Source organism: Niveispirillum sp. GW835-FHT14G11 (assembly GCF_058793615.1).
The window spans coordinates 112882-132519 of record NZ_JBXAFZ010000004.1; the positions used below are offsets into that span (position 1 = coordinate 112882).

Consider the following 19638-nt stretch of genomic DNA (forward strand, 5'->3'; position numbering starts at 1 on the left):
GTCTCTCACAGACGGGGCGGTCGGCCCAGGGCGCAGGACAACGCCACGCTGATCTTCTCCCACTTGCCCAGGCGGGGACGGCGGGACAGGGCTTCCGGGGACCAGCCGCGCTGGCGCAGACGCACCAGGATGCGGTGATACAGCACCATCATGGCCGCGGCGGGCCACAACTTGCGGTGCGGCTGCTTCAAAAGGCCCGCGGCTTGAACGAAGGCGGCCTGGGCTCGGCAGGCCATGGCCTCACATACCTCTGGCAGGGCGGGGTCGGACAGCAGGGACACGGGGTCGGACTGTACCGCATAGACGTCGATGCCGGCATCCTCCAGCATCTCTTCCGGCAGGTAGCAGCGGCCGTCGCGGGCATCCTCCTCCACATCACGCAGGATGTTGGTGAGCTGCAGCGCTTCGCCCAGGGCCAGGGCGAAGGCATCGGCGCTGGCATCGCCACGACCGAAGACGCGTACGGCCAGCAGGCCCACGGCACCGGCCACCCGGCGGCAATATTGCGCCAGCATGCCCAGCGAGGGCGCGCGGATGGGGCCTTCCACATCCATCATCATGCCGTCGATGACGGCCTGGAATTCCGCCTGCGGCAAGTTGTAGCGGCGTACGGCGGCGGCCAGATCGCGCAGGCGGCCATGATGGCGACCAGGGCCGGGCATGCCGTACATGGCGTCGATGCGGCGCTGCCAGTCGGTCAGGGCGCCGCGCTTGACCTCGATATTCTCGGTACCGTCGGCAATGTCATCCACCGCGCGGCAGAAGCCGTAGATGGCGAACATGGCCCGGCGCTTGCGCTTGCCCAGCAGTCGCATGGGCCAATAGAAGGTGGAGGTGCCATAGCTGCCGGCCTTGGCCAGTCCGCTTGCCGGCGACAGGCGCGGCGGTCGGCGCGACATGCCGCGCAACACGCCCAGCAGCACCGCCCCCAGCCGGCTGAAGGCGCCGACCTGCACCTTGCCGGCCAGCGGGTCGCGGCGGCGCAGCTGCTTGGACAGGGCAATAGCCATTTCCACGATCACCGCCGATTCCATGCGCAGGCCGGGATTGGCGATCAGCCGGGGCAGGGCGCTGGCGCGGCGCAGCAGCGAATCGACATTGTCCAGGGTCCGGTCGATGACGGCGCGGACCGGCGGCGTCGCCTCGGTCTCCACCAGATGTTCCACCGACCCGCCGGCCTCCTTGAACCAGGCGGTGGGCAGGTAGCAGCGGCCCAGTTCCACCCAGTCGTGCCGGCAATCCTGGATATGGTTCAGAATCTGCAGCGCGGTGCACAGGGCGTCCGATGCGGGGGCGGCATTGATGCCCTCCCCATGCAGTTCCAGCAGGAACCGGCCGACGGGATTGGCGGAATAGCGGCAATAGAGGACCAGATCCTGCCAGGTCTTGCAGTGACTGCCCATCGCGTCGCGGCGGAAAGCCTGCAAAAGCTGGCGGGCATGGATACCCGACACGCCCGTCGCGGTCTGCGTGGCCTTCAGGGTCAGAGCCGCGGCCAGCCAGGGCTGGTTGCCGATACCGCTGACCAGGGCACGTTCCAGCGCGTCCAGCTGCGCGATCTTCATATCGGGATCGACATGCGGGTCGTCGGCAATATCGTCGGCCAGCCGTGCAAAGGCATAGAAAGCCATCACATGCGGACGATAGGTGGCCGGGATCAGCCGGGAGGCGACCGGAAAATTCTCCCCCTCCGCGCCCTTGCGGGCGGCGGGATCGCCCGGCTGGGCGGGGTTCTGCGCGGACAGGCGAAATTCTGCCATGGGTCGGGCGGGCTCTGTCGTCGGTCGGGCCTGTACTCTGCCACGACAGAGAGACATGTAGAAGTGGCGATAATGCGGCGTAAGCGTCGGGATATGACAAACCCCGCCGGATGGCTCCGGCGGGGTTGGCATTATGCTTCAGGTCCGGGGCTCCAGCCGCCGGTCACATTGTAATGACCGGCGGAGGCCAGCGACTGCCGGCCCAGCACCTTGAGGGAACTTAAATGACAGCGCCGCCCTGGATCTTGGCCAGGCGGGCGTTCACGGCATCCCAGTTGACCGTGTTCCACCAGGCGGCCAGATAGTCCGGGCGGCGGTTCTGGTACTTCAGGTAATAGGCGTGTTCCCACACGTCATTGCCGAACAGGACGGGCGTGCCGTTGAACAGCGGCGTGTCCTGGTTGGGCTGCGCGACGATGGCCAGCTTTCCGGCGGTATCGGATGTCACGAACACCCAGCCGGAGCCAAACTGCTTGGTCCCGGCCTCGTTGAACTTCTTCTTGAAGTCCTCGAAGCTGCCGAAATCGCGGGTGATGGCGCTGCCCACCGCGCCGGTCGGATCGCCACCGCCATTGGGGCCCATGATCGACCAGAACATGGAATGGTTGGCATGACCGCCGCCATTGTTGCGCACGGCGGTGCGGATGCCTTCCGGCAGCTCGCCCAGACGCTTCAGCAGGTCTTCCAGCGACAGGTCCTGCAGCTGGCTGTGGTCGGCCAGGGCGTTGTTCAGGTTGTTGATATAGGCCTGATGGTGCTTGCCATGGTGGGTGGCCATGGTCAGCGCGTCGATATGCGGCTCCAGCGCCGCGGTGTCATAGGTCAGTGCCGGCAGGGTGAAGGCCATGGTGATGGCTCCTGTTCTCTGGGGGTTATGCCGCCCCTGACGCGGGGGCGGCCGGACACGGAGATGACAGATACGACCGCGTCGCCTACGGGTCAACCCGATCCACCCCTGAATAATTGCCGTATCAACCATATGGGTGGCTTGGGCTTTGCGCCGCGTCGCGGAACGCCTATAAGGCGGCATCATTCTGGATTGGATAAAATTCATGGCGCCGCCCGCCCTGTCCGCCTGCGCCGAGGCGGTCCGCAAGCATGACAATGACCGGTTTCTGACCGCGCTGTTCGCCCCCGCCGGCCGTCGCGAGGACCTGTTCGCGCTGTATGCCTTCAACCATGAGGTGGCGAAAACCCGCGAGGTGGTGAGCGAGCCCACCCTGGGCCAAATCCGTCTGCAATGGTGGCGGGAGAGCATCGACGGTGCATTTGCAGGCAATCCCCGCCGGCATGAGGTGGTGGAACCTCTGGCGGCAGCCATCGCCCGCCACGGGCTGGACCGTGGGCAGTTCGACCTGCTGATCGATGGGCGCGAAGCCGACCTGGATGATGAGGCGCCGGCCGACATGGATTGCCTGGTCAGTTATGCCCAGGTGACGGGCGCACCGCTGGCCCGGCTGGCCTGTCAGGTGGTGGGTGTCCGCGACCAGGCCGCCATGGAGGCGGCACGGCTGGTCGGCACGGCCTGGGCCCTGACCGGCACCCTGCGCGCCACACCGTTTCTGGCCCGCGGCCACCGGTCCCGCCTGCCCCTGACGTTGATGACCGAACATGGGGTCACGGAACCGGCCTTGTTCGATCTGAAACCGGAACCGGGTCTGGCCAAGGTGGTGAAGGGGGTGGCCGAGAAGGCCCATGCCCTGCTGGCCGAAGCGCGGCGCCTGCGGGGACAGGTGCCCAAGACGGCCCTGCCGGCCCTGCTGCCGGCCACCCTGGCCGACCATTATCTGGGCCGACTGCGCCGGGCCGCATACAATCCGATGGCGCCCGCACTGCTGCGCCCCACGGTGCGGCGGCCGCTGGCCGTAGGCTGGGCGGCCACGATCGGGCGATGGTAAAAGGGCACTGGTAAGCGTTTAAAACCAAACCGCCCCGGAAAGGGGACCTTCCGGGGCGGTTGTCGGGGTCATTCCGGGCTGGAGGCCTCGCCATCGGTTTCCGGCGTGCCCATCATGGCACCCGCCACGATGCCGGCATTGGCGCGGATCTTCTGTTCGATGCTGTCGGCCACGGCCGGGTTGGTGCGCAGGAAGGTCTTGGCGTTCTCGCGCCCCTGGCCGATGCGCTGCCCGTCATAGGAGAACCAGGAGCCCGACTTGTCGACCACACCGGCCTGGATGCCGAGGTCGAGCAACTCGCCCACCTTCGACACGCCCTCGCCATACATGATGTCGAATTCGACGACGCGGAACGGCGGCGCCATCTTGTTCTTCACCACCTTCACGCGGGTCTGGTTGCCCGTCACCGTCTCCCGGTCCTTGATGGCGCCGATGCGGCGGATGTCCAGGCGGACGGAGGCGTAGAATTTCAGCGCGTTGCCGCCCGTCGTCGTTTCCGGGTTGCCGAACATCACACCGATCTTCAGGCGAATCTGGTTGATGAAGATCACCAGGCAGCGCGACTTGGAGATGGAGCTGGTCAGCTTGCGCAGCGCCTGGCTCATCAGCCGGGCCTGCAGGCCGACATGGCTGTCGCCCATCTCCCCTTCCAATTCGGCACGCGGCACCAAGGCTGCCACCGAGTCCACCACCAGCACGTCAATAGCGCCGGAGCGCACCAGCGTATCGACGATTTCCAGCGCCTGTTCACCGGCATCGGGCTGGGAGATTAGCAATTCGTCCACATCCACGCCCAGCTTGCGGGCATAGCTGGGGTCCAGCGCATGTTCGGCATCCACGAAAGCGCACACACCGCCAGTCTTCTGTGCCTGGGCGATGGCATGCAGGGCCAGCGTGGTCTTGCCCGAGCTTTCCGGCCCGTAGATTTCGATGATGCGGCCGCGCGGCAGGCCGCCGATGCCCAACGCGATGTCGAGGCCCAGGGAGCCGGTGGAGACCACCTCCGTCTCCGTCAATGCCTCCTTGGCGCCGAGCTTCATGATCGAGCCCTTGCCAAAGGCCCGTTCGATCTGGCTCAGAGCGGCGTCCAGAGCTTTTTGTTTGTCCATGGGTGTTTCAACCAGACGGAGTGGAGCTGCCGACATTATTGTCCCCTTCCTTCTCGCACGGATGAGCATGCGCGTTCAACTGCACCTGTTGTACATTTTTTGTTCTCCTTCGCCAAGCGCAAATGTTCTCATTCTGTTCACTTTGTTCTGCCGCTTCCGTGAGAACGTGAACAAAGTTCAGATGCGACGGGGTGCGAAATCACCTATGCTGGTACCTCCATGGAGGCTGGCAGGTTCGCAGCATGTCGATTTCAGGCGGGAATCACCCTTTGACCGGGCGCCGGCTGCTGCTGGCCCTCACGGCTGTCGCCTGCGCCCTGCCGGCCGGTGCGCAGACCAAGCCGGAGCCGCGCACGCCGCCGCCCGCCATGGAGCAGGAAGTAATCGTCACCGGCCGCCGCGACGGCGAGCCCGATTTCCAGGAGCAGCAGGAATATCATGCTGAAGAATATCGCAAGCTGAAGCAGATTTACGATCCCGACCCGCTGCCCATCATCCGCAGCGACCGGCTGACCCGCATGCCGGAGGCGATCAGCAGCACGGTGCAGGGCAAGCCGACCCTGACGGAGAAACAATGGTGAGCATGGTTGCCGATCTGGTGCGCGCCGCCGAGGCGGAAAGCGACGAGGGCCACGCGCTGGCCCTGTGGCAACAGGTGCTGGCGGCCAATCCAGACCATGCCATTGCTTTGCTGACGCTTGGCGACGCGGCCCGGCGGGCAGGGCGAGCGGAGGAAGCTGCCGCATTGCTGTCGCGTGCCGTGGAGGTCGCACCGGGGCTGGTGCCGGCGCGGTGCGCGCTGGCCAACCTGCTGCTGCACCGTGGCCGCGCGGGGGAGGCGGCCGCCCATCTGGCCGTGGCGGCGGAGCGAGCCCCGGCCACCGCCTATGTCTGGCGCGATATCGGCCTGCTGCGCCGGGTGACGGGCGATCCGGCCGGGGCGCTGGCGGCGTTCGAGCGTTGCCTGGAACTGGCGCCAGGCGATGCTGCGGCCGGGCTGGGGCGGTCGCTTGCTCTGTTGCGGCTGGGGCGTTGGGGAGAGGGTTTCGCCGGGTACCGCCACCGCTGGTCGGTCGCCGCCCGCCCACCCCGGCATCAGCAGGTCCCCGTTTGGCGAGGGGAAAGCCCGGCCGGCAAGCGCATCCTGGTCTGGGACGAGCAGGGGGCCGGTGACACCATCATGTGTGCGCGGCTGGTGCGCGTGCTGATGGCGGCGGGTGCCGCGGTGGTGCTGGAGGTGCCGGCAGCCCTGATGCCCTTGTTCGCCGACGGACGGCACGGGACGGTCGTGTCACGGGGCGGGGAATTGCCGCCCGTGGATATGCAGGTGCCGCTGATGGACCTGCCCGGCCTGATGGGGCTGGAGCCCGCTGCCATTCCCTGGGATGGGGCCTATGTGACGGGAGACACAAAGTTGACCGCCCTGTGGGGCGCGCGGCTGGCACGGCGGGGCAACCGCCCGCGCATCGGCATCAGTTGGGCTGGCAACCCCGCCCATCCGGGGGATTTCTGGCGGTCGCCGGGGCTGGCATCCCTGCTGCCGCTGCTGGCGCGGACGGGGGCGGACTGGTACGCGCTGCAGGTGGCCAGCGGGCGGGAGGAAATGGGCCGCACGCCGCTGCCGGGCCACGTCATCGACCTGGGCGCGCAGATCGGCGGCTGGGCCGACACGGCCGCCATCCTGCCGCACCTGGACCTGCTGATCACGCCCGACAGCGCCCTGGCGCATCTGGCGGGCGCCATGGGGCGGCCCGTCTGGACCCTGATCGCCACCGACACCGACTGGCGCTGGCTGGAGGCATCGCCCAGGACGGGCTGGTACCCGTCCATGCGCCTGTTCCGGCAGCAGAAGTCCGGTGACTGGGCCGGGGTGGTGGCGCGCGTGGGCGTGGCCCTGCCGGCTTGATCCCGCGGGGCGGGCAGGGCACCATCGCTTGATGCTGCAGCCCCGCCTTGATCGCCGGAGACGGACGTGAACCTGGACAGCCTGACCACGGCCTTCGACATGCTGACCGACGGGGTGGCGATGTTCGACGCCGGGGAGCGGCTGGTCCTGGCCAACCCGGCCTTCAAGGCCCTGTTCCCCGTCACGGCGGCGCAGATGGTGCCCGGCGTGTCGTTCGAGGCGCTGCTGCGTTATGGGATCGAGGCGGGCGACAATCTACACGCCAAGGGCCAGGACATGGAGGCCTATGTCGCCGACCGCATGCGCACCTTCCGCCAGCCCACGGGTATGGCTGGCGAGTTCCTGCTGTCCGACGGGCGCTGGATCCGGGTGCATGACCAGCGGCTGCCACAGGGCGGGACCCTTTGCGTGCGCACAGATATTACCGAACTGAAGCGCCGCGAGTCGGACCTGCGCGACAGCGAGCAGCGCTATCGCCAACTGGTCGACCTGTCGCCCGATGGCATCGCCGTGCATGATGCCCAGGGACGGGGCCGCTTCATCAACCGCGCCGGCCGCGCCATCCTGGGCATCGGGCCCGATGAGGCGGCGTCCGGCTTCAACGTCATGGATGTCGCGGCCGACGAGATGCGGCCGCTGGCCGAGATGCTGCTGCGCCGGGTGATCGGGGGCGAGCCGCTGCACCAGATGCCCATCGATCTGCGCAGCCTGGACGGGCGCGACCTGACCGTGGCCGTGTCGGCGGTGCCGTTCCAGGGCGGGGGCGAGCGGCTGGTCTTGTGCCTGTTCCGCGACGTCACCCATGAGGTGGCGTCCAGCCTGCGCCTGCGCGAGAGTGAAGCGCGGGCCCGGTCGATCCTGGACACCGCCCTGGACTGCATCGTTTCCATCGACGAGGACGGTTACATCCTGGAATTCAACCCGGCGGCCGAACGCACCTTCGGCTGGCAACGGGCCGAGGCCGTGGGACGGCGGATGAGCGACCTGATCGTGCCGCCGCACCATCGCGAGGGCCATGAAGGTGGTCTGGCGCGGATGCGGAATGGCGGCGGCGGCACCATGCTGGGCCGGCGGGTGGAGATCGAGGCGCTGCGCCGGGATGGGGCGGTGATCCCCGTGGAACTGGCCATTACGGCGGTGCCGCTGGGGCCGGGCCAGCGCTACACCGCCTATCTGCGCGACATCACCGAACGCCGTCAGGCCGAGCGGGAGATCTGGGAGAAGACGCGCATCCTGGACAGCATGATGGATAATGTCGGCATCGGCATTGAGGTGTATGACGCCGACGGCCATCTGCTGGTGGCCAACCGCATGGTGGCAGAATTGCTGGACATCCCGCCTGGCGTCATGGTGCCCGGCCTGAAGGATCGCGATCTGGTGATCCTGCTGGCCCAGCAGGGCGAATATCCTGGCGAGACGGTGGAGGAGAGCGTCGCCGATTACGACCGCATCCGCCATGACGGCACCTATTTCAACGAGCGGCAACGGCCCAACGGCACCTGGCTGCAGGTCCGTCATTTCCCCATGCCGGGCGGCGGCTTCGTGGTGCTGTTCGCCGACGTGACGGAGCAGAAGAAGCTGGAGGGCCAGTTGCTGCAGGCCCAGAAGATGGAGGCGCTGGGTCAACTGGCCGGCGGCATCGCGCATGATTTCAACAATATCCTGTCGGTGATCGGCGGCTATGCCGGCATGGCCAGACAGGGCGTGCCCAAGGACAGCACGATCGCCGGATATCTCTCCAAGATCGGGCAGGGGGTGGAACGCGCTGCCGCGCTGACGCGGGAATTGCTGACCTTCTCCCGCCAGAAGGTGGCGCGCACGGAGGTGATCGACCTGGGAAGCGTGCTGCGCGGGCAGGAATTCCTGCTGAAGCCGCTTTTGGGCGCGACGATCGAGCTGTCGGTGCAGGTGCCCGACACGCCCGCCTGGGTTGCCATCGATCCCGATATGGCGGCCCAGGCGCTGCTGAACCTGGCCATCAATGCCCGTGATGCCATGCCCGGCGGCGGGCCGCTGTCGGTGCGGCTGGAAGGGGCGGGGGATCGGCCGCCGCCGCCGGGGCTGGCAGCGGGCGACTATGCCATCCTGTCGGTCACTGACCGGGGGACGGGGATGCCGCCGGAACTGCTGGACCGCATCTTTGACCCTTTCTTCACCACCAAGCCGCCGGGCCAGGGCACGGGCCTGGGCCTGGCCATGGTCTATGGTACGGTGAAGCAGGCGGGTGGCACCATCCTGGTGGAAAGCCAGCCAGGGCGGGGTACCTGCTTCACCCTGTGGCTGCCCTTGTCGCCAGCCCCGGCGGAAATGGTACCGCTGGTGCCAAGCGCCCGGATCGCCGCCACCGAGGCCAAGCCGGCCACCATCCTGGTGGCGGAGGATGAGCCGGAGCTGCTGACCCTGGTATCCGGCTTCCTGGAACGCGATGGCCATGTCGTGCGCTGCGCCGCCGACGGGGTGGAGGCGCTGGAACGGTTCGAGGAGGGGGGCATCGACCTGTTGCTGACCGATCTGGTGATGCCGGCCCTGGGGGGCGTGCGGCTGGCGCATCTGGTGACGGAACTGGACCCGGAGGTGGTGGTGCTGTTCATGACCGGATATCCCGGACGCGGCCACGTGGAGGTTGAGGATTTGCCACCCGATATCCCCGTGCTTTACAAACCCATCGACCCGGAGACCCTGTGCCGGGCCGTCGCGGATGCCTTGGCCAAGCGGAGACGTGCATGAGCCGAATGTATATGCCGGAGGACCCGATCCGGTCCCTGCGCATCCTGGTGGTGGAAGACCAGCAGCAGACCCGCGTCTGGATCGCCGATGTGCTGAAGCAGATGGGCGTGCGCGAGGTGCAGACGGCCAATGACGGGTCGGAGGCGCTGGACATCGTGCATCGCGATCCCGACGGCGTGGACCTGATCATCTGCGACTGGGCCATGCCGCGCATGAACGGCATGGATCTGCTGGCATCGGTCCGCAACATGCGGCCCAACCTGCCCTTCATCATGGAGACGGGCCACGGCACCAAGGACCATGTGCTGGCCGCCCGCGCCCAGGGGGTGGATTCCTTCATTGTCAAGCCCTACAGCGCCGCCCAGCTGGAGGTGCGCATCCGCACGCTTGCCAAGAACATCCGGCCGCGCGCGGGAGGGGGGCTGTGAACATGGATGCACCTTTGGGCCTGATCTGCGCCGTACCGGAGGAGATCGGGCATTTCCGCGATGAGATCGATGATCGCGATACCGACGAACTGGCCGGGTTCCGCTTCCTGCGCGGACAGGTGGCGGGCCGCGATGTGGTGCTGGTGGAGGCCGGGATCGGCAAGGTCAATGCCGCCGTGGTGGCAACCTTGCTGTTGCACCGGTTCGGCGTGCGCGGCTTGCTGTTCTCCGGCGTGGCCGGTGGGCTGGACCCGGCGCTGGCGGTGGGCGACGTGGTCATCGCCGACCGGCTGGTGCAGCATGATTACGGGGCGCTGGCCGCCGGCCGGTTGAAGCCGTATCAGCCGGGCGTGCCGCCCTTGCCGGGATTTGATGACAGCCACGGCTATCCGTTGGCCGACGGCATGGCGGCACGCATCGCCGACGCCTTGCAGGGGGTGGTACTGGCGGGCATGCCGGGATCGGCGCGGGTACCCGTCTGGCGCTTCGGCACGGTGCTGACCGGCGACCATTTCCTGAACTGCGCCGACACGCGCCTGGACCTGCATGCAAGGTTCCAGGCCCAGGCTGTGGAGATGGAGGGGGCCGCACTGGCCCAGGTGGCGGCACGGTTCGCCGCACCGCTGGTGGTGGTCCGCGCCTTGTCCGATCTGGCCGGCAGCGACAGCCACCTGGATTTCCCCACCTTCGCCCGGACCGCCGCCGTCAACGCCGCCGGCATCGTGCGGCGCATCGTGCCGGTTATGTGAGGGGGCGAAAAAACCTGCAAGGTTGCCGACAGGGGATGCGAAGCCAGCCCGTTGAAGGGATGGGTCCGGCAAAACCCGAAGGGAGCAACCTTTATGAGTATCAGCAGCATCAGCAGCAATGCCTATGCATCGGCCGGCGTCAGCCGCCAGCAGAAGGCCCAGGAACGGTTCGAGGCGGCCGACGCCGACAAGTCGGGCGCGCTGTCGCTGGAGGAATTCCAGGCGGCCGGACCGAAGGACGCGGACAAGGCCGGCAAGACGGGCAACCGTCCCAGTGCCGAGGACATGTTCGCCAAGATGGACAGCGATGGCGACGGCTCCCTCACCCAGACGGAGATGGAGACGGCGTTCCAGAGCATACGGTCGGAAACCAAGGGCGCACTGCTGTCCGCACAGGAGCAAGCCTCCGGCGGCTTCGGTGGTCCGCAGGGGGCTGGCGGTCCCCCGCCCGGTGGTCCGCCGCCGGGTGGCGCAGGCGGCCAGCAGGCTGAAGAAGACAGCAGTTCCAGCAGCGTCGCCAGCCTTCTGTCCAGCAGCACCGAGGAGGATGAGGACGAGGAGGATCCGCTCGGCACGCTGATCAGCCAGTTGCAGGCCGCCATCAACAGCTATTCCCAGAAGACCAGCGCCAACAGCTCCAGCACGTCCAGCCAGGCCGTTGCCTGATCCTGAGAGCGATTTTCCAGTCATTGGAAAACCGCTCCGGCGGCGACTGCGGCCGCGCGGCACATGCCGCGTGAAGCCAAGCCCACGGATGTGGGCGCCGGCGATTGAGGAACAGCTTAGATTTGGTCCGGCTGGGAATTCGCATGCCTTCAGCCGGGCCATACGGAGGTGGTAACGCCTCCGCCACTCGGGGGATGGCCAGACCGCCTATGTGCGGCCTTTCGGCCTCCCCCATATTTTTCAGTGGGTTATCGGCCGATCTTCCTCTTGCACTGCCTTGTCTTTGCGATCAAAGTAACTATCTGTTGATCGTGACGAGACAACGCTAGAGGCAAAAATGGCCAAGGCACCCGCCATCAATATCGGCATCACCGACGAGAACCGCGCCCAGATCGCTGACGGTCTGTCGCGTCTGCTGGCGGACAGCTATACGCTGTTCCTGAAGACTCACAATTTCCACTGGAACGTCACCGGCCCGATGTTCAATACGCTGCATGCCATGTTCATGGCGCAGTACACCGAATTGTTCACGGCCGTGGACGAGGTGGCGGAGCGTATCCGCGCCCTGGGTTTCCATGCACCGGGCAGCTATGGTCAGTTCGCCAAGCTGACCAAGGTGGAAGAAGAACATGACGTGCCGAAGGCGCAGGACATGATCCGCCAGCTGGTCGAAGGCCATGAGACCGTGGCCCGCACGGCCCGCACCCTGTTCCCCGTCGCGGAAGAGGCGAATGACGAGCCGACGGCCGACCTCTTGACTCAGCGCATGCAGGTGCATGAGAAGACGGCATGGATGCTGCGTTCCCTGCTGGAATAATCGGAGACCGAACCGACAATGTTGAAAACAGCGCCGCGAACTGTGGCGCTGTTTTTTTGTGCGCCGGTGGGAAGCCGAACAGAATGGCAGCGATCGGCAGCTTGAGCTGGGCTGTACTGGTCTATAGTTTCGGGGACTGCTTCGTATCCAAGGCGAACGCTTGATGTTGGGCCTGATCCTGTTTCCCCTGCTGGCCTGGATCGCCTATGCCGTGTGGTTCCGGCGGGGGCAGGACCGCATCCTGTTCCCGCCCGACCGGCGGCCCATGGTGCTGGCCGATGCCGGTATCCCGGATTTCCAGAATGTCTGGACCCCGACGGGCGGCGGGGCGTCGCTGGAAGGCTGGCACCGTCCGGCCGAAGGCTTCACCAAGCCCACCATTCTGATCCTGCCGGGCCGGTTGCAGCATCCGGGCGCCTGTGGCCCGCTGGCCAGGCTGCTGGCCGATGCCGGCTTCGGCGTGCTGCTGGCCGGTCTGCGCGGGCAGGGCGGCAATCCGGGGAATGCCGGGCAGGCGGAATGGGTGGAAGACGCCCGCGCCTGGGCCGACTTCCTGGTGCGCCGGGGCGTGTCGGGTGGACGCCTGGTGCTGTATGGCCGCGACACGGGCGCCTTCCTGGCGGCGGGGCTGGCGGCGGAACGGTCGGTGGCGCGGCTGGTGCTGGAGGCGCCATTCACATCGATGGCCGATTTGCTGGAGCGGCGGCTGCCCTTGCTGCCGCTGCGGTCGCTGCTGCGCCATCGGTTTGAGATCGCACCCACGCTGGCGCAGGTACAGGCGCCAACACTGATCCTGCATGCGGGCGGGGACGGTCAGGTGCCGGCGGTGCTGGGCCGGCGGCTGGACAGGCTGGTGACCGCGCCGCTGCGGGTTTTCCGGCCGGATGGCGTTGGGGCCCAGGACCTGCTGGACCGGGGGGGCGCAGAGGTGCTGCTTTCCTTCCTGGATAGCGCCGGTGGAGTGCCCAATGGCCCGACCCTGGAGCAGGAAAGGCCCACCGGGGGCCGTTCGCTGGTGGTGCGGGAATAGAAACACACGCGTTCATGGCCGCTTCGCTGTACCGGGCATGGACAGGCCGTCCCTCCCCACGGTAAAACCCACACCCCACATTGTCGCGATCCCAAGCAGCAGTCAGGCCGTCATCCCATGTCCAAGAAGACCGTCAACGAAATCCGTTCCACGTTCCTCGACTATTTCGGGAAGAACGGCCACGCCATTGTCGACAGCTCGCCGCTGGTGCCGCGCAACGATCCGACGTTGATGTTCACCAACGCCGGCATGGTGCAGTTCAAGAATGTCTTCACGGGACAGGAACATCGCCCCTATACCCGCGCCACCACCTCGCAGAAATGCGTGCGCGCCGGGGGCAAGCATAACGACCTGGACAATGTCGGCTTTACCGCCCGCCACCACACCTTCTTCGAAATGCTGGGCAATTTCTCCTTCGGTGACTATTTCAAGGCCGACGCCATTGAGCTGGCCTGGAACCTGATCACCAAGGAATTCGGCATTGCGGCCGACAAGCTGACCACCACCGTCTTTCATAATGATGACGAGGCCTTCGACCTGTGGAAGAAGATCGCCGGCCTGCCGGATGAGCGTATCATCCGTATCCCGACCTCGGACAATTTCTGGATGATGGGCGACACAGGGCCCTGCGGCCCGTGCTCGGAGATTTTCTACGACCATGGCGCGCATATCCCCGGCGGCCCGCCGGGCAGCCCGGATCAGGATGGCGACCGCTTCATCGAGATCTGGAATCTCGTGTTCATGCAGTATGAACAGCTGCCGTCCAAGGATGGCGGGTTCGAGCGCGTGGCGCTACCCAAGCCGTCCATCGATACCGGCATGGGCATGGAACGTCTGGCCGCCGTGATGCAGGGCGTGCACGACAATTACGATATCGACCTGTTTCAGGGCCTGCTGGAGGCCTCGGCCGAGGCCACGGGCGCGTCCTTGAAGGGGCCGCAGGCCACTTCCCACCGGGTCATCGCCGACCATCTGCGCTCCTGCTCCTTCCTGATCGCCGATGGCGTCATGCCCTCGAATGAGGGGCGTGGCTACGTTCTGCGTCGCATTATGCGTCGCGCCATGCGTCACGCCCATATGCTGGGCGCCAAGGATCCGGTGATGCACCGTCTGGTGCCGGCGCTGGTGCGCGAAATGGGCGGCCATTATGCCGAACTGGTGCGCGCCCAGGCCCTGATCACCGAAACGCTGCGCCTGGAAGAGACCCGCTTCAAGCAAACGCTGGACCGCGGTTTGAAGCTGCTGGACGAGGCGGAGGCGCCGCTGGCCCAGGGGCAGGCATTGCCCGGCAATGTCGCCTTCACGCTCTATGACACCTATGGCTTCCCGCTGGACCTGACCCAGGACGTGCTGCGCACCCGCAACCGTCCGGTGGATGTGGACGGCTTCAACGCCGCCATGGAGGAACAGCGCAAGAAGGCCCGCGCCGCCTGGTCCGGCTCCGGTGAGGCGGCGACGGAACGCGTCTGGTTCGAACTGAAGGACGAGCTGGGCGCCACCGAGTTCCTGGGTTACGACACCGAGGCGGCCGAGGGTGCGGTGACCGCCATCCTGGACAAGGAAGGCAACCGCGTCACCAGCGCCGCCGAAGGCACGGAAGTGCTGGTCGTCGTCAACCAGACCCCGTTCTATGGCGAAAGCGGCGGCCAGGTCGGCGATGCCGGCCGCATGATCTCCGCCAAGGGCGCGGAAGTCACCGTCCGCGACGTGCAGAAGAAGCTGGGCGCGGTGTTCGTGCATATCGGCACGGTGACCAAGGGCAGCCTTGCCGTGGGCGATGCCGTGGAATTGAAGGTGGATGGCGGCCGTCGCGGTGCCATCCGCGCCAACCACAGCGCCACCCACCTGCTGCATGAGGCGCTGCGCCGCCGCCTGGGCGACCATGTCACCCAGAAGGGTTCGCTGGTCAGCGCCGACCGTCTGCGTTTCGACATTTCCCAGCCGACGCCGCTGGTGGCCGCCGATGTCGCCGATGTCGAGGCGGCGGTGAATGCCCGCATCCGGTCCAACAGCGAGGTCACCACCCGCCTGATGACCCCCGATGCCGCCATCGCCGTCGGCGCCATGGCCCTGTTCGGGGAGAAGTATGGCGAGGAGGTGCGCGTCGTTTCCATGGGTGGCACCGATGACGGCGCCAACAAGGAATTCTCCGTCGAGCTGTGCGGCGGCGTGCATGTCCGCCGCACCGGCGATATCGGCCTGTTCAAGATCGTGTCGGAAGGGGCCGTTGCCGCCGGCATCCGCCGGATCGAGGCGCTGACAGGTGCCGGCGCGCTGGCCTATCTGGAACAGCAGGAAAGTCGCCTGCTGGACACTGCCCAGGCGCTGAAGGTGCCGGCGGGCGAGGTGGTGGCCAAGGTCACCAGCCTGCTGGACGAACGCCGCAAGATGGAAAAAGAACTGGCCGACCTGCGCCGCCAGGTGGCGCTGGGCGGCGGCGGTTCCGGCGGGGCGTCGGAAGTGAAGCAGATCAACGGCCTGGGCTTCATCGGCCGCGTCGTCGCCGACCTGCCGGCCAAGGATTTGAAGCCGTTTGCCGATGAGCTGAAGAAGCAGGTGGGTACGGGTGTCGTCGTCGCCATCGCCGTGGCCGACGGCAAGGCGTCGGTCGTAGTCGGCGTCACCGAGGATGCGGTGGGCAAGGCCAGTGCGGTCGATCTGGTCCGTGTCGCCGCGGCGGCCCTGGGCGGCAAGGGTGGCGGCGGCCGTCCCGACATGGCCCAGGCCGGCGGCCCGGATGGGGACAAGGCGGCGGACGCCATCGCGGCGGTGGAAGCGGCGCTGGCGGGTTGAATGTGAGTTGAGGGCCGGGCGAAAACCCGGCCCTTTCTAATCTATCAGTTATCCTTGCTTTCGCGTATGATTGTGGGCATCAGCATTGGTTCGGGAGGCTGCTATGGACAGCCAAATGCCTACGCCCCAGGCGCTTATCGGCACATGGCGCCGGTTCGGTCCGCTTGGCCCTGTCTATGAAATCCTCTCAGCAGGTGACGGGCTGACCGGTGGCGACCGCGCCATGCGTATCCGCGTCGTCGAAAGCGGCGAGGAGTTGGATTACCGCCTGTCTGAGATTCTGGAAGACCCGCGGGATCGCTGATGTTTGCAATTGCCTTTGATCTGGTGGTGGCAGAAACAGCGCAACGTCACCCGAAGGGTGTTTCCCAGGCATATTCCGATATTGGTGCCTGTCTGGCGCGCTATGGTTTCGACCGCGTCCAAGGCAGCCTGTACATCACATCGCGTGATGATCTCGCCAATCTCTTCGCCGCGATACAAGGGCTCAAAGCGCTGCCTTGGTTTCCCACCTGCGTTCGCGATATCAGAGCGTTCAAAGTGGACCATTGGTCTGATTTCACTGGCATCGTGAAATCACCCTAACTCACGCTCGCTCCACCTCTTCCAGCGCCCAATCGAAGGCAGCCGCCTCTTCCTCATCCCCCGGCAGGGTCACATCCTCGTCCAGCGTCTCCAGCGTGATACGCAGGCGCTGGCCCGGCGTGATGCCAAGCCGTTGGAAAATCTCGGGTAATTGTTCGGGCGTGACGTCGTTCAGAACCTGCCGCATGTCCGGGGCCTCCGCGTGACGATGTTTTCAGGGTAGCCATTCCGGGGCGTTCCGGCAATGATGCTGCGCAAATCCATGTCCCCAGCCCAGCAGAGACCATGACCCGTTTCCAAGGCACCCAGGATTACGTCGCCACCGATGACCTTCGCGTCGCCGTGAATGCAGCCATTACTTTGCAGCGGCCGTTGCTGGTGAAGGGGGAGCCGGGGACGGGCAAGACCGTGCTGGCGCAGGAGGTGGCGAAGGCGCTGGGCCGGCCGCTGCTGTCCTGGCATGTCAAATCCACGACCAAGGCGCAGCAGGGTCTGTACGAGTATGACGCGGTCAGCCGCCTGCGCGACAGCCAACTGGGCGACCCGCGCGTCAAGGACATCAAGAACTATATCCGCAAGGGCCCGCTATGGACGGCGTTCGCGGCCGACGAGCCGCCGGTCCTGCTGATTGACGAGATCGACAAGGCGGATATCGAGTTCCCCAATGACCTGTTGCAGGAACTCGATCGTATGGAATTCTTCGTCTATGAGACGGGGGAGACCATCAAGGCGGTCAAGAGGCCGGTGGTCATCATCACGTCGAACAATGAGAAGGAACTGCCCGACGCCTTCCTGCGCCGCTGCTTCTTCCATTATATCCGTTTCCCCGATGCCGACACGATGGCCCGCATCGTGGAGGTGCATTTCCCCGACCTGAAGGCGGAACTGCTGCGCGACGCGCTGACCCTGTTCTATGAGGTGCGGGATGTGCCCGGCCTGAAGAAGAAGCCCAGCACGTCGGAACTGCTGGACTGGATCCGCCTGCTGCTGGTGGAGGATGTGTCGCCGGAGACGCTGCGCCAGCGCGACCCGAAGAAGCTGATCCCGCCGTTGCACGGCGCCCTGCTGAAGAACGAGCAGGATGTGCATCTGTTCGAGCGGCTGGCCTTCCTGGCCCGGCGCAACAATCAGGGATAGGCCTCACGAGGAGCGGGGAGAACGCTATATCTCCCCGAAACTCTGCACCAGCGACCCGACGATCAGGTACCAGCCGTCGATCAGCACGAAGAAGATCAGCTTGAACGGCAGTGATATCATCGCTGGTGGCAGCATCATCATGCCCATGGCCATCAGCACCGACGACACCACCATGTCGATCACCAGGAACGGTACGAAGACCAGGAACCCGATCTCGAACGACCGCTTCAGCTCCGACAGCATGAAGGCCGGGATCAGGACATGGATGGGGATGTCCTTAGGCTCCGCCACGGGCTGGGTCTTCGACATGTCCATGAACAGCTGCAGGTCGCGTTCGCGCACATGGCGCATCATGAAGGCGTGGAACGGCTCCACCGACCGTTTGAAGGCGGTGATCTCGTCCACCTCCTCGTTGATCAGCGGGCGGATGCCGCGCTCGTAAGAGGCTTGCAGGGTGGGCGCCATGATGAAGAAGGTCAGGAACATGGCCAGGCTCATCAGCACCTGGTTGGGCGGCACCTGCATCGTGCCCATGGCGGAACGCAGGAAGCTCAGCACAATGGTGATACGCACGAAACAGGTCATCATGATCAGGATGCTGGGCGCCAGCGACAGCACGGTCAGCAGCATCACGAACTGGATGATGCGACCGGTGCCGCTGGCCCCTTGATCGCCCAGGTCCAGCGACAGGCTCTGCGCTGCCGCCGGTCCGGCCAGCAGCAGCATGGCAGCGGCAAGCGGCAGGGCGCGCCGGCACAGCAGGTTCAGCGAACGGCCCATCGTCATGATGCGGAACCCACCTTGTCCTGGCGGTCCAGCACCGCCCTGAAATCACCCGCAGCCGACGATGCCGGCGGCGGCACGATGCCCGTCTCCACCACCCTGTCCTCACCCGTGCCCAGCAGCAGCAGATGCTCCACCCCGTCGCGCCGCACCAGCACCAGCCGGCGGCGCGCGTCCAGTGCCATTACTTCCACCACGCTGAGCCGCTTGTCACCCTTGCGGCGCACGGCAAGACCAGCGGCAGGGCCATAGCGGCGCAGCAGCACGGCGAAACCCGCGATCAGCACCAGGACCAGTCCCAGCGCCAGGACAAGGCGCACATAATTGGACGCGTCCATACCTCAATCCTTGCCGGTGCGATAGGCCTGGGCGGCGCGCATACGGGTGGCATGCGTCTCCCGCCCGCCCAGCTTGTCGCCATGCACGCGTTCCAGGGTGCCCGCCACCTGATCCAGAGCGGTCAGTACCTGTTCCAGCTTGGGCAGCAGCGAACGGGCCTGGGCCGGCGGCAGGGCCAGGATGGTGTCCAGGATCGGCTTAACCTCCCGTTCCAGCCCATAGAGATCGACCATCTCCCCTCCGGCCAGCGTCTGTTCCCCGCCGGTCAGCAGGGACAGCAGACTGTCCAGCGTCTGGTCGATATCGGCCGGGGCGGGCAGGGTGGGGATGGTCGGGTTCTCTGTCATGATGTCGTCGGCTGATCCAAGGGCGTCTGGTCAAGTTCTCCGGCGCGTCCCTGCCAGGTCCCGTTCGCACGATAAACATGGGCAAGGATTTCCGCCACGGCGGCGATGGCTTCAATGGGAATTTCGCTTTCCACGTCGACGGCGGCAAGAATTTCCGCCAGATCGGCGTCGGTGCGCACCTTCACCCCATGGGCGAAGGCCAGTTCCAGGATCTGTTCGGCCACGGCACCCCGCCCGCTGGCCACCACGCGCGGCAGGTTGGGGTCGCCCTTTTCATGCCGCAACGCCACCGCCACCTGTCGGCGGGCGGGCGGGGGCGGGGGGCTGTCGGGAGGTGGGGGCAAAGAAATGGCCTCGTCCGCAAACGCCGTTCCGGGCACGAAACCACCCTTGCGGCTGAAAGCATCCTAGCAGATGGCTTCGCCCGGCGCAGCCGGCTTGATGGATGCGATTTCACGTTCCTCCTGGCCGCAACTGCGCTATGATGGGAATGAAAACCGATGTGTTTTTCCGATCCTGTGATCGGCTTCCCGCAAAAGGCAGGCCGGGCCCCCTGAAATACAG

The 19638-nt window shown here is 66.1% G+C and carries 21 protein-coding genes; 13 read left to right on the forward strand and 8 right to left on the reverse strand.

Going from position 1 to position 19638, the window contains the following annotated elements:
• Positions 1–5 precede the first annotated feature (5 nt).
• Positions 6–1760 (reverse strand): squalene/phytoene synthase family protein, encoded by a 1755-nt coding sequence (locus AC1Q7F_RS09075; protein ID WP_492505925.1) that lies wholly within the window; start codon positions 1758–1760, stop codon positions 6–8.
• 220 nt (positions 1761–1980) lie between these two features.
• Positions 1981–2607 carry a superoxide dismutase gene (locus AC1Q7F_RS09080; RefSeq protein WP_492505927.1) on the reverse strand — a complete coding sequence of 209 codons (627 nt, stop codon included), beginning with the start codon at positions 2605–2607 and terminating at the stop codon, positions 1981–1983.
• 205 nt (positions 2608–2812) lie between these two features.
• On the opposite strand from AC1Q7F_RS09080, the gene AC1Q7F_RS09085 reads away from it, so the two are divergent.
• Positions 2813–3658: a phytoene/squalene synthase family protein gene (locus AC1Q7F_RS09085; RefSeq protein ID WP_492505929.1), complete on the forward strand. Its 846-nt coding sequence runs from the start codon at positions 2813–2815 to the stop codon at positions 3656–3658.
• Positions 3659–3726: 68 nt separating this feature from the next.
• On the opposite strand, the gene recA is transcribed toward AC1Q7F_RS09085, so the two are convergent.
• Positions 3727–4803, reverse strand: coding sequence for a recombinase RecA (gene recA / locus AC1Q7F_RS09090; RefSeq protein ID WP_492505931.1), 1077 nt, complete (start codon positions 4801–4803; stop codon positions 3727–3729).
• A gap of 233 nt (positions 4804–5036) precedes the next feature.
• Between recA and AC1Q7F_RS09095 the strand changes: the two genes are divergently transcribed.
• The 11 genes from AC1Q7F_RS09095 to AC1Q7F_RS09145 all read left to right on the forward strand — a co-directional run bounded on the left by AC1Q7F_RS09095 (position 5037) and on the right by AC1Q7F_RS09145 (position 16468).
• Positions 5037–5348 carry a hypothetical protein gene (locus AC1Q7F_RS09095; protein WP_492505933.1) on the forward strand — a complete coding sequence of 104 codons (312 nt, stop codon included), beginning with the start codon at positions 5037–5039 and terminating at the stop codon, positions 5346–5348.
• Entirely contained in the window at positions 5342–6673 is a 1332-nt protein-coding gene (locus AC1Q7F_RS09100) for a glycosyltransferase family 9 protein (protein ID WP_492505935.1), read from the forward strand. Before AC1Q7F_RS09095 ends, AC1Q7F_RS09100 begins: the two co-directional genes overlap by 7 nt.
• A gap of 66 nt (positions 6674–6739) precedes the next feature.
• Positions 6740–9400: a PAS-domain containing protein gene (locus tag AC1Q7F_RS09105; RefSeq protein WP_492505937.1), complete on the forward strand. Its 2661-nt coding sequence runs from the start codon at positions 6740–6742 to the stop codon at positions 9398–9400.
• The gene (locus AC1Q7F_RS09110; RefSeq protein ID WP_492505939.1) at positions 9397–9828 is read left to right on the forward strand and encodes a response regulator; all 432 of its coding nucleotides are present in this window, start codon (positions 9397–9399) and stop codon (positions 9826–9828) included. The genes AC1Q7F_RS09105 and AC1Q7F_RS09110 overlap by 4 nt, the downstream gene beginning before the upstream one ends.
• 2 nt (positions 9829–9830) lie before the next feature.
• Entirely contained in the window at positions 9831–10577 is a 747-nt protein-coding gene (locus AC1Q7F_RS09115; RefSeq protein ID WP_492505941.1) for a 5'-methylthioadenosine/adenosylhomocysteine nucleosidase, read from the forward strand.
• 93 nt (positions 10578–10670) lie between these two features.
• Positions 10671–11243, forward strand: a complete 573-nt coding sequence (locus tag AC1Q7F_RS09120; protein WP_492505943.1) for an EF-hand domain-containing protein — start codon at positions 10671–10673, stop codon at positions 11241–11243.
• Positions 11244–11580: 337 nt separating this feature from the next.
• Positions 11581–12060, forward strand: a complete 480-nt coding sequence (locus tag AC1Q7F_RS09125; protein ID WP_492505945.1) for a Dps family protein — start codon at positions 11581–11583, stop codon at positions 12058–12060.
• 163 nt (positions 12061–12223) lie between these two features.
• Positions 12224–13090, forward strand: coding sequence for an alpha/beta hydrolase (locus tag AC1Q7F_RS09130; RefSeq protein WP_492505947.1), 867 nt, complete (start codon positions 12224–12226; stop codon positions 13088–13090).
• 117 nt (positions 13091–13207) lie between these two features.
• Positions 13208–15883 (forward strand): alanine--tRNA ligase, encoded by a 2676-nt coding sequence (gene alaS, locus AC1Q7F_RS09135; RefSeq protein WP_492505949.1) that lies wholly within the window; start codon positions 13208–13210, stop codon positions 15881–15883.
• Positions 15884–15998: 115 nt separating this feature from the next.
• The gene (locus AC1Q7F_RS09140; RefSeq protein WP_492505951.1) at positions 15999–16187 is read left to right on the forward strand and encodes a DUF5397 family protein; all 189 of its coding nucleotides are present in this window, start codon (positions 15999–16001) and stop codon (positions 16185–16187) included.
• Positions 16187–16468, forward strand: a complete 282-nt coding sequence (locus AC1Q7F_RS09145; protein ID WP_492505953.1) for a virulence factor — start codon at positions 16187–16189, stop codon at positions 16466–16468. Before AC1Q7F_RS09140 ends, AC1Q7F_RS09145 begins: the two co-directional genes overlap by 1 nt.
• Before the next feature lies 1 nt (position 16469).
• Here AC1Q7F_RS09145 and AC1Q7F_RS09150 read toward each other — a convergent pair whose 3' ends face one another.
• Positions 16470–16655: a hypothetical protein gene (locus tag AC1Q7F_RS09150; protein WP_492505954.1), complete on the reverse strand. Its 186-nt coding sequence runs from the start codon at positions 16653–16655 to the stop codon at positions 16470–16472.
• 98 nt (positions 16656–16753) lie between these two features.
• Between AC1Q7F_RS09150 and AC1Q7F_RS09155 the strand changes: the two genes are divergently transcribed.
• Positions 16754–17605 carry an AAA family ATPase gene (locus AC1Q7F_RS09155; protein WP_492505956.1) on the forward strand — a complete coding sequence of 284 codons (852 nt, stop codon included), beginning with the start codon at positions 16754–16756 and terminating at the stop codon, positions 17603–17605.
• 24 nt (positions 17606–17629) lie between these two features.
• Here AC1Q7F_RS09155 and fliP read toward each other — a convergent pair whose 3' ends face one another.
• The 4 genes from fliP to AC1Q7F_RS09175 are packed head-to-tail and all read right to left on the reverse strand — an operon-like array spanning position 17630 to position 19454.
• A complete protein-coding gene (gene fliP / locus AC1Q7F_RS09160; protein ID WP_492505957.1) occupies positions 17630–18391 on the reverse strand; it encodes a flagellar type III secretion system pore protein FliP in 762 nt (253 codons plus the stop codon).
• Entirely contained in the window at positions 18388–18726 is a 339-nt protein-coding gene (locus AC1Q7F_RS09165; RefSeq protein ID WP_492505959.1) for a flagellar biosynthetic protein FliO, read from the reverse strand. Before AC1Q7F_RS09165 ends, fliP begins: the two co-directional genes overlap by 4 nt.
• 3 nt (positions 18727–18729) lie before the next feature.
• Positions 18730–19074: a hypothetical protein gene (locus AC1Q7F_RS09170; RefSeq protein WP_492505961.1), complete on the reverse strand. Its 345-nt coding sequence runs from the start codon at positions 19072–19074 to the stop codon at positions 18730–18732.
• Positions 19071–19454, reverse strand: a complete 384-nt coding sequence (locus AC1Q7F_RS09175; protein ID WP_492505962.1) for an EscU/YscU/HrcU family type III secretion system export apparatus switch protein — start codon at positions 19452–19454, stop codon at positions 19071–19073. Before AC1Q7F_RS09175 ends, AC1Q7F_RS09170 begins: the two co-directional genes overlap by 4 nt.
• Positions 19455–19638 lie beyond the last annotated feature (184 nt).

Excerpts from the sequence above, each read along its gene's own strand:
- AC1Q7F_RS09140 (WP_492505951.1), top strand. The coding sequence starts at position 15,999 with ATGCCTACGCCCCAGGCGCTTATCGGCACATGGCGCCGGTTCGGTCCG.
- recA (WP_492505931.1), bottom strand. The coding sequence starts at position 4,803 with ATGTCGGCAGCTCCACTCCGTCTGGTTGAAACACCCATGGACAAACAA.
- AC1Q7F_RS09110 (WP_492505939.1), top strand. The coding sequence starts at position 9,397 with ATGAGCCGAATGTATATGCCGGAGGACCCGATCCGGTCCCTGCGCATC.
- AC1Q7F_RS09155 (WP_492505956.1), top strand. The coding sequence starts at position 16,754 with ATGACCCGTTTCCAAGGCACCCAGGATTACGTCGCCACCGATGACCTT.
- AC1Q7F_RS09120 (WP_492505943.1), top strand. The coding sequence starts at position 10,671 with ATGAGTATCAGCAGCATCAGCAGCAATGCCTATGCATCGGCCGGCGTC.
- AC1Q7F_RS09100 (WP_492505935.1), top strand. The coding sequence starts at position 5,342 with ATGGTGAGCATGGTTGCCGATCTGGTGCGCGCCGCCGAGGCGGAAAGC.
- AC1Q7F_RS09075 (WP_492505925.1), bottom strand. The coding sequence starts at position 1,760 with ATGGCAGAATTTCGCCTGTCCGCGCAGAACCCCGCCCAGCCGGGCGAT.
- fliP (WP_492505957.1), bottom strand. The coding sequence starts at position 18,391 with ATGACGATGGGCCGTTCGCTGAACCTGCTGTGCCGGCGCGCCCTGCCG.
- AC1Q7F_RS09165 (WP_492505959.1), bottom strand. The coding sequence starts at position 18,726 with ATGGACGCGTCCAATTATGTGCGCCTTGTCCTGGCGCTGGGACTGGTC.
- AC1Q7F_RS09115 (WP_492505941.1), top strand. The coding sequence starts at position 9,831 with ATGGATGCACCTTTGGGCCTGATCTGCGCCGTACCGGAGGAGATCGGG.
- AC1Q7F_RS09150 (WP_492505954.1), bottom strand. The coding sequence starts at position 16,655 with ATGCGGCAGGTTCTGAACGACGTCACGCCCGAACAATTACCCGAGATT.
- AC1Q7F_RS09125 (WP_492505945.1), top strand. The coding sequence starts at position 11,581 with ATGGCCAAGGCACCCGCCATCAATATCGGCATCACCGACGAGAACCGC.
- alaS (WP_492505949.1), top strand. The coding sequence starts at position 13,208 with ATGTCCAAGAAGACCGTCAACGAAATCCGTTCCACGTTCCTCGACTAT.
- AC1Q7F_RS09145 (WP_492505953.1), top strand. The coding sequence starts at position 16,187 with ATGTTTGCAATTGCCTTTGATCTGGTGGTGGCAGAAACAGCGCAACGT.
- AC1Q7F_RS09085 (WP_492505929.1), top strand. The coding sequence starts at position 2,813 with ATGGCGCCGCCCGCCCTGTCCGCCTGCGCCGAGGCGGTCCGCAAGCAT.
- AC1Q7F_RS09170 (WP_492505961.1), bottom strand. The coding sequence starts at position 19,074 with ATGACAGAGAACCCGACCATCCCCACCCTGCCCGCCCCGGCCGATATC.
- AC1Q7F_RS09130 (WP_492505947.1), top strand. The coding sequence starts at position 12,224 with ATGTTGGGCCTGATCCTGTTTCCCCTGCTGGCCTGGATCGCCTATGCC.
- AC1Q7F_RS09080 (WP_492505927.1), bottom strand. The coding sequence starts at position 2,607 with ATGGCCTTCACCCTGCCGGCACTGACCTATGACACCGCGGCGCTGGAG.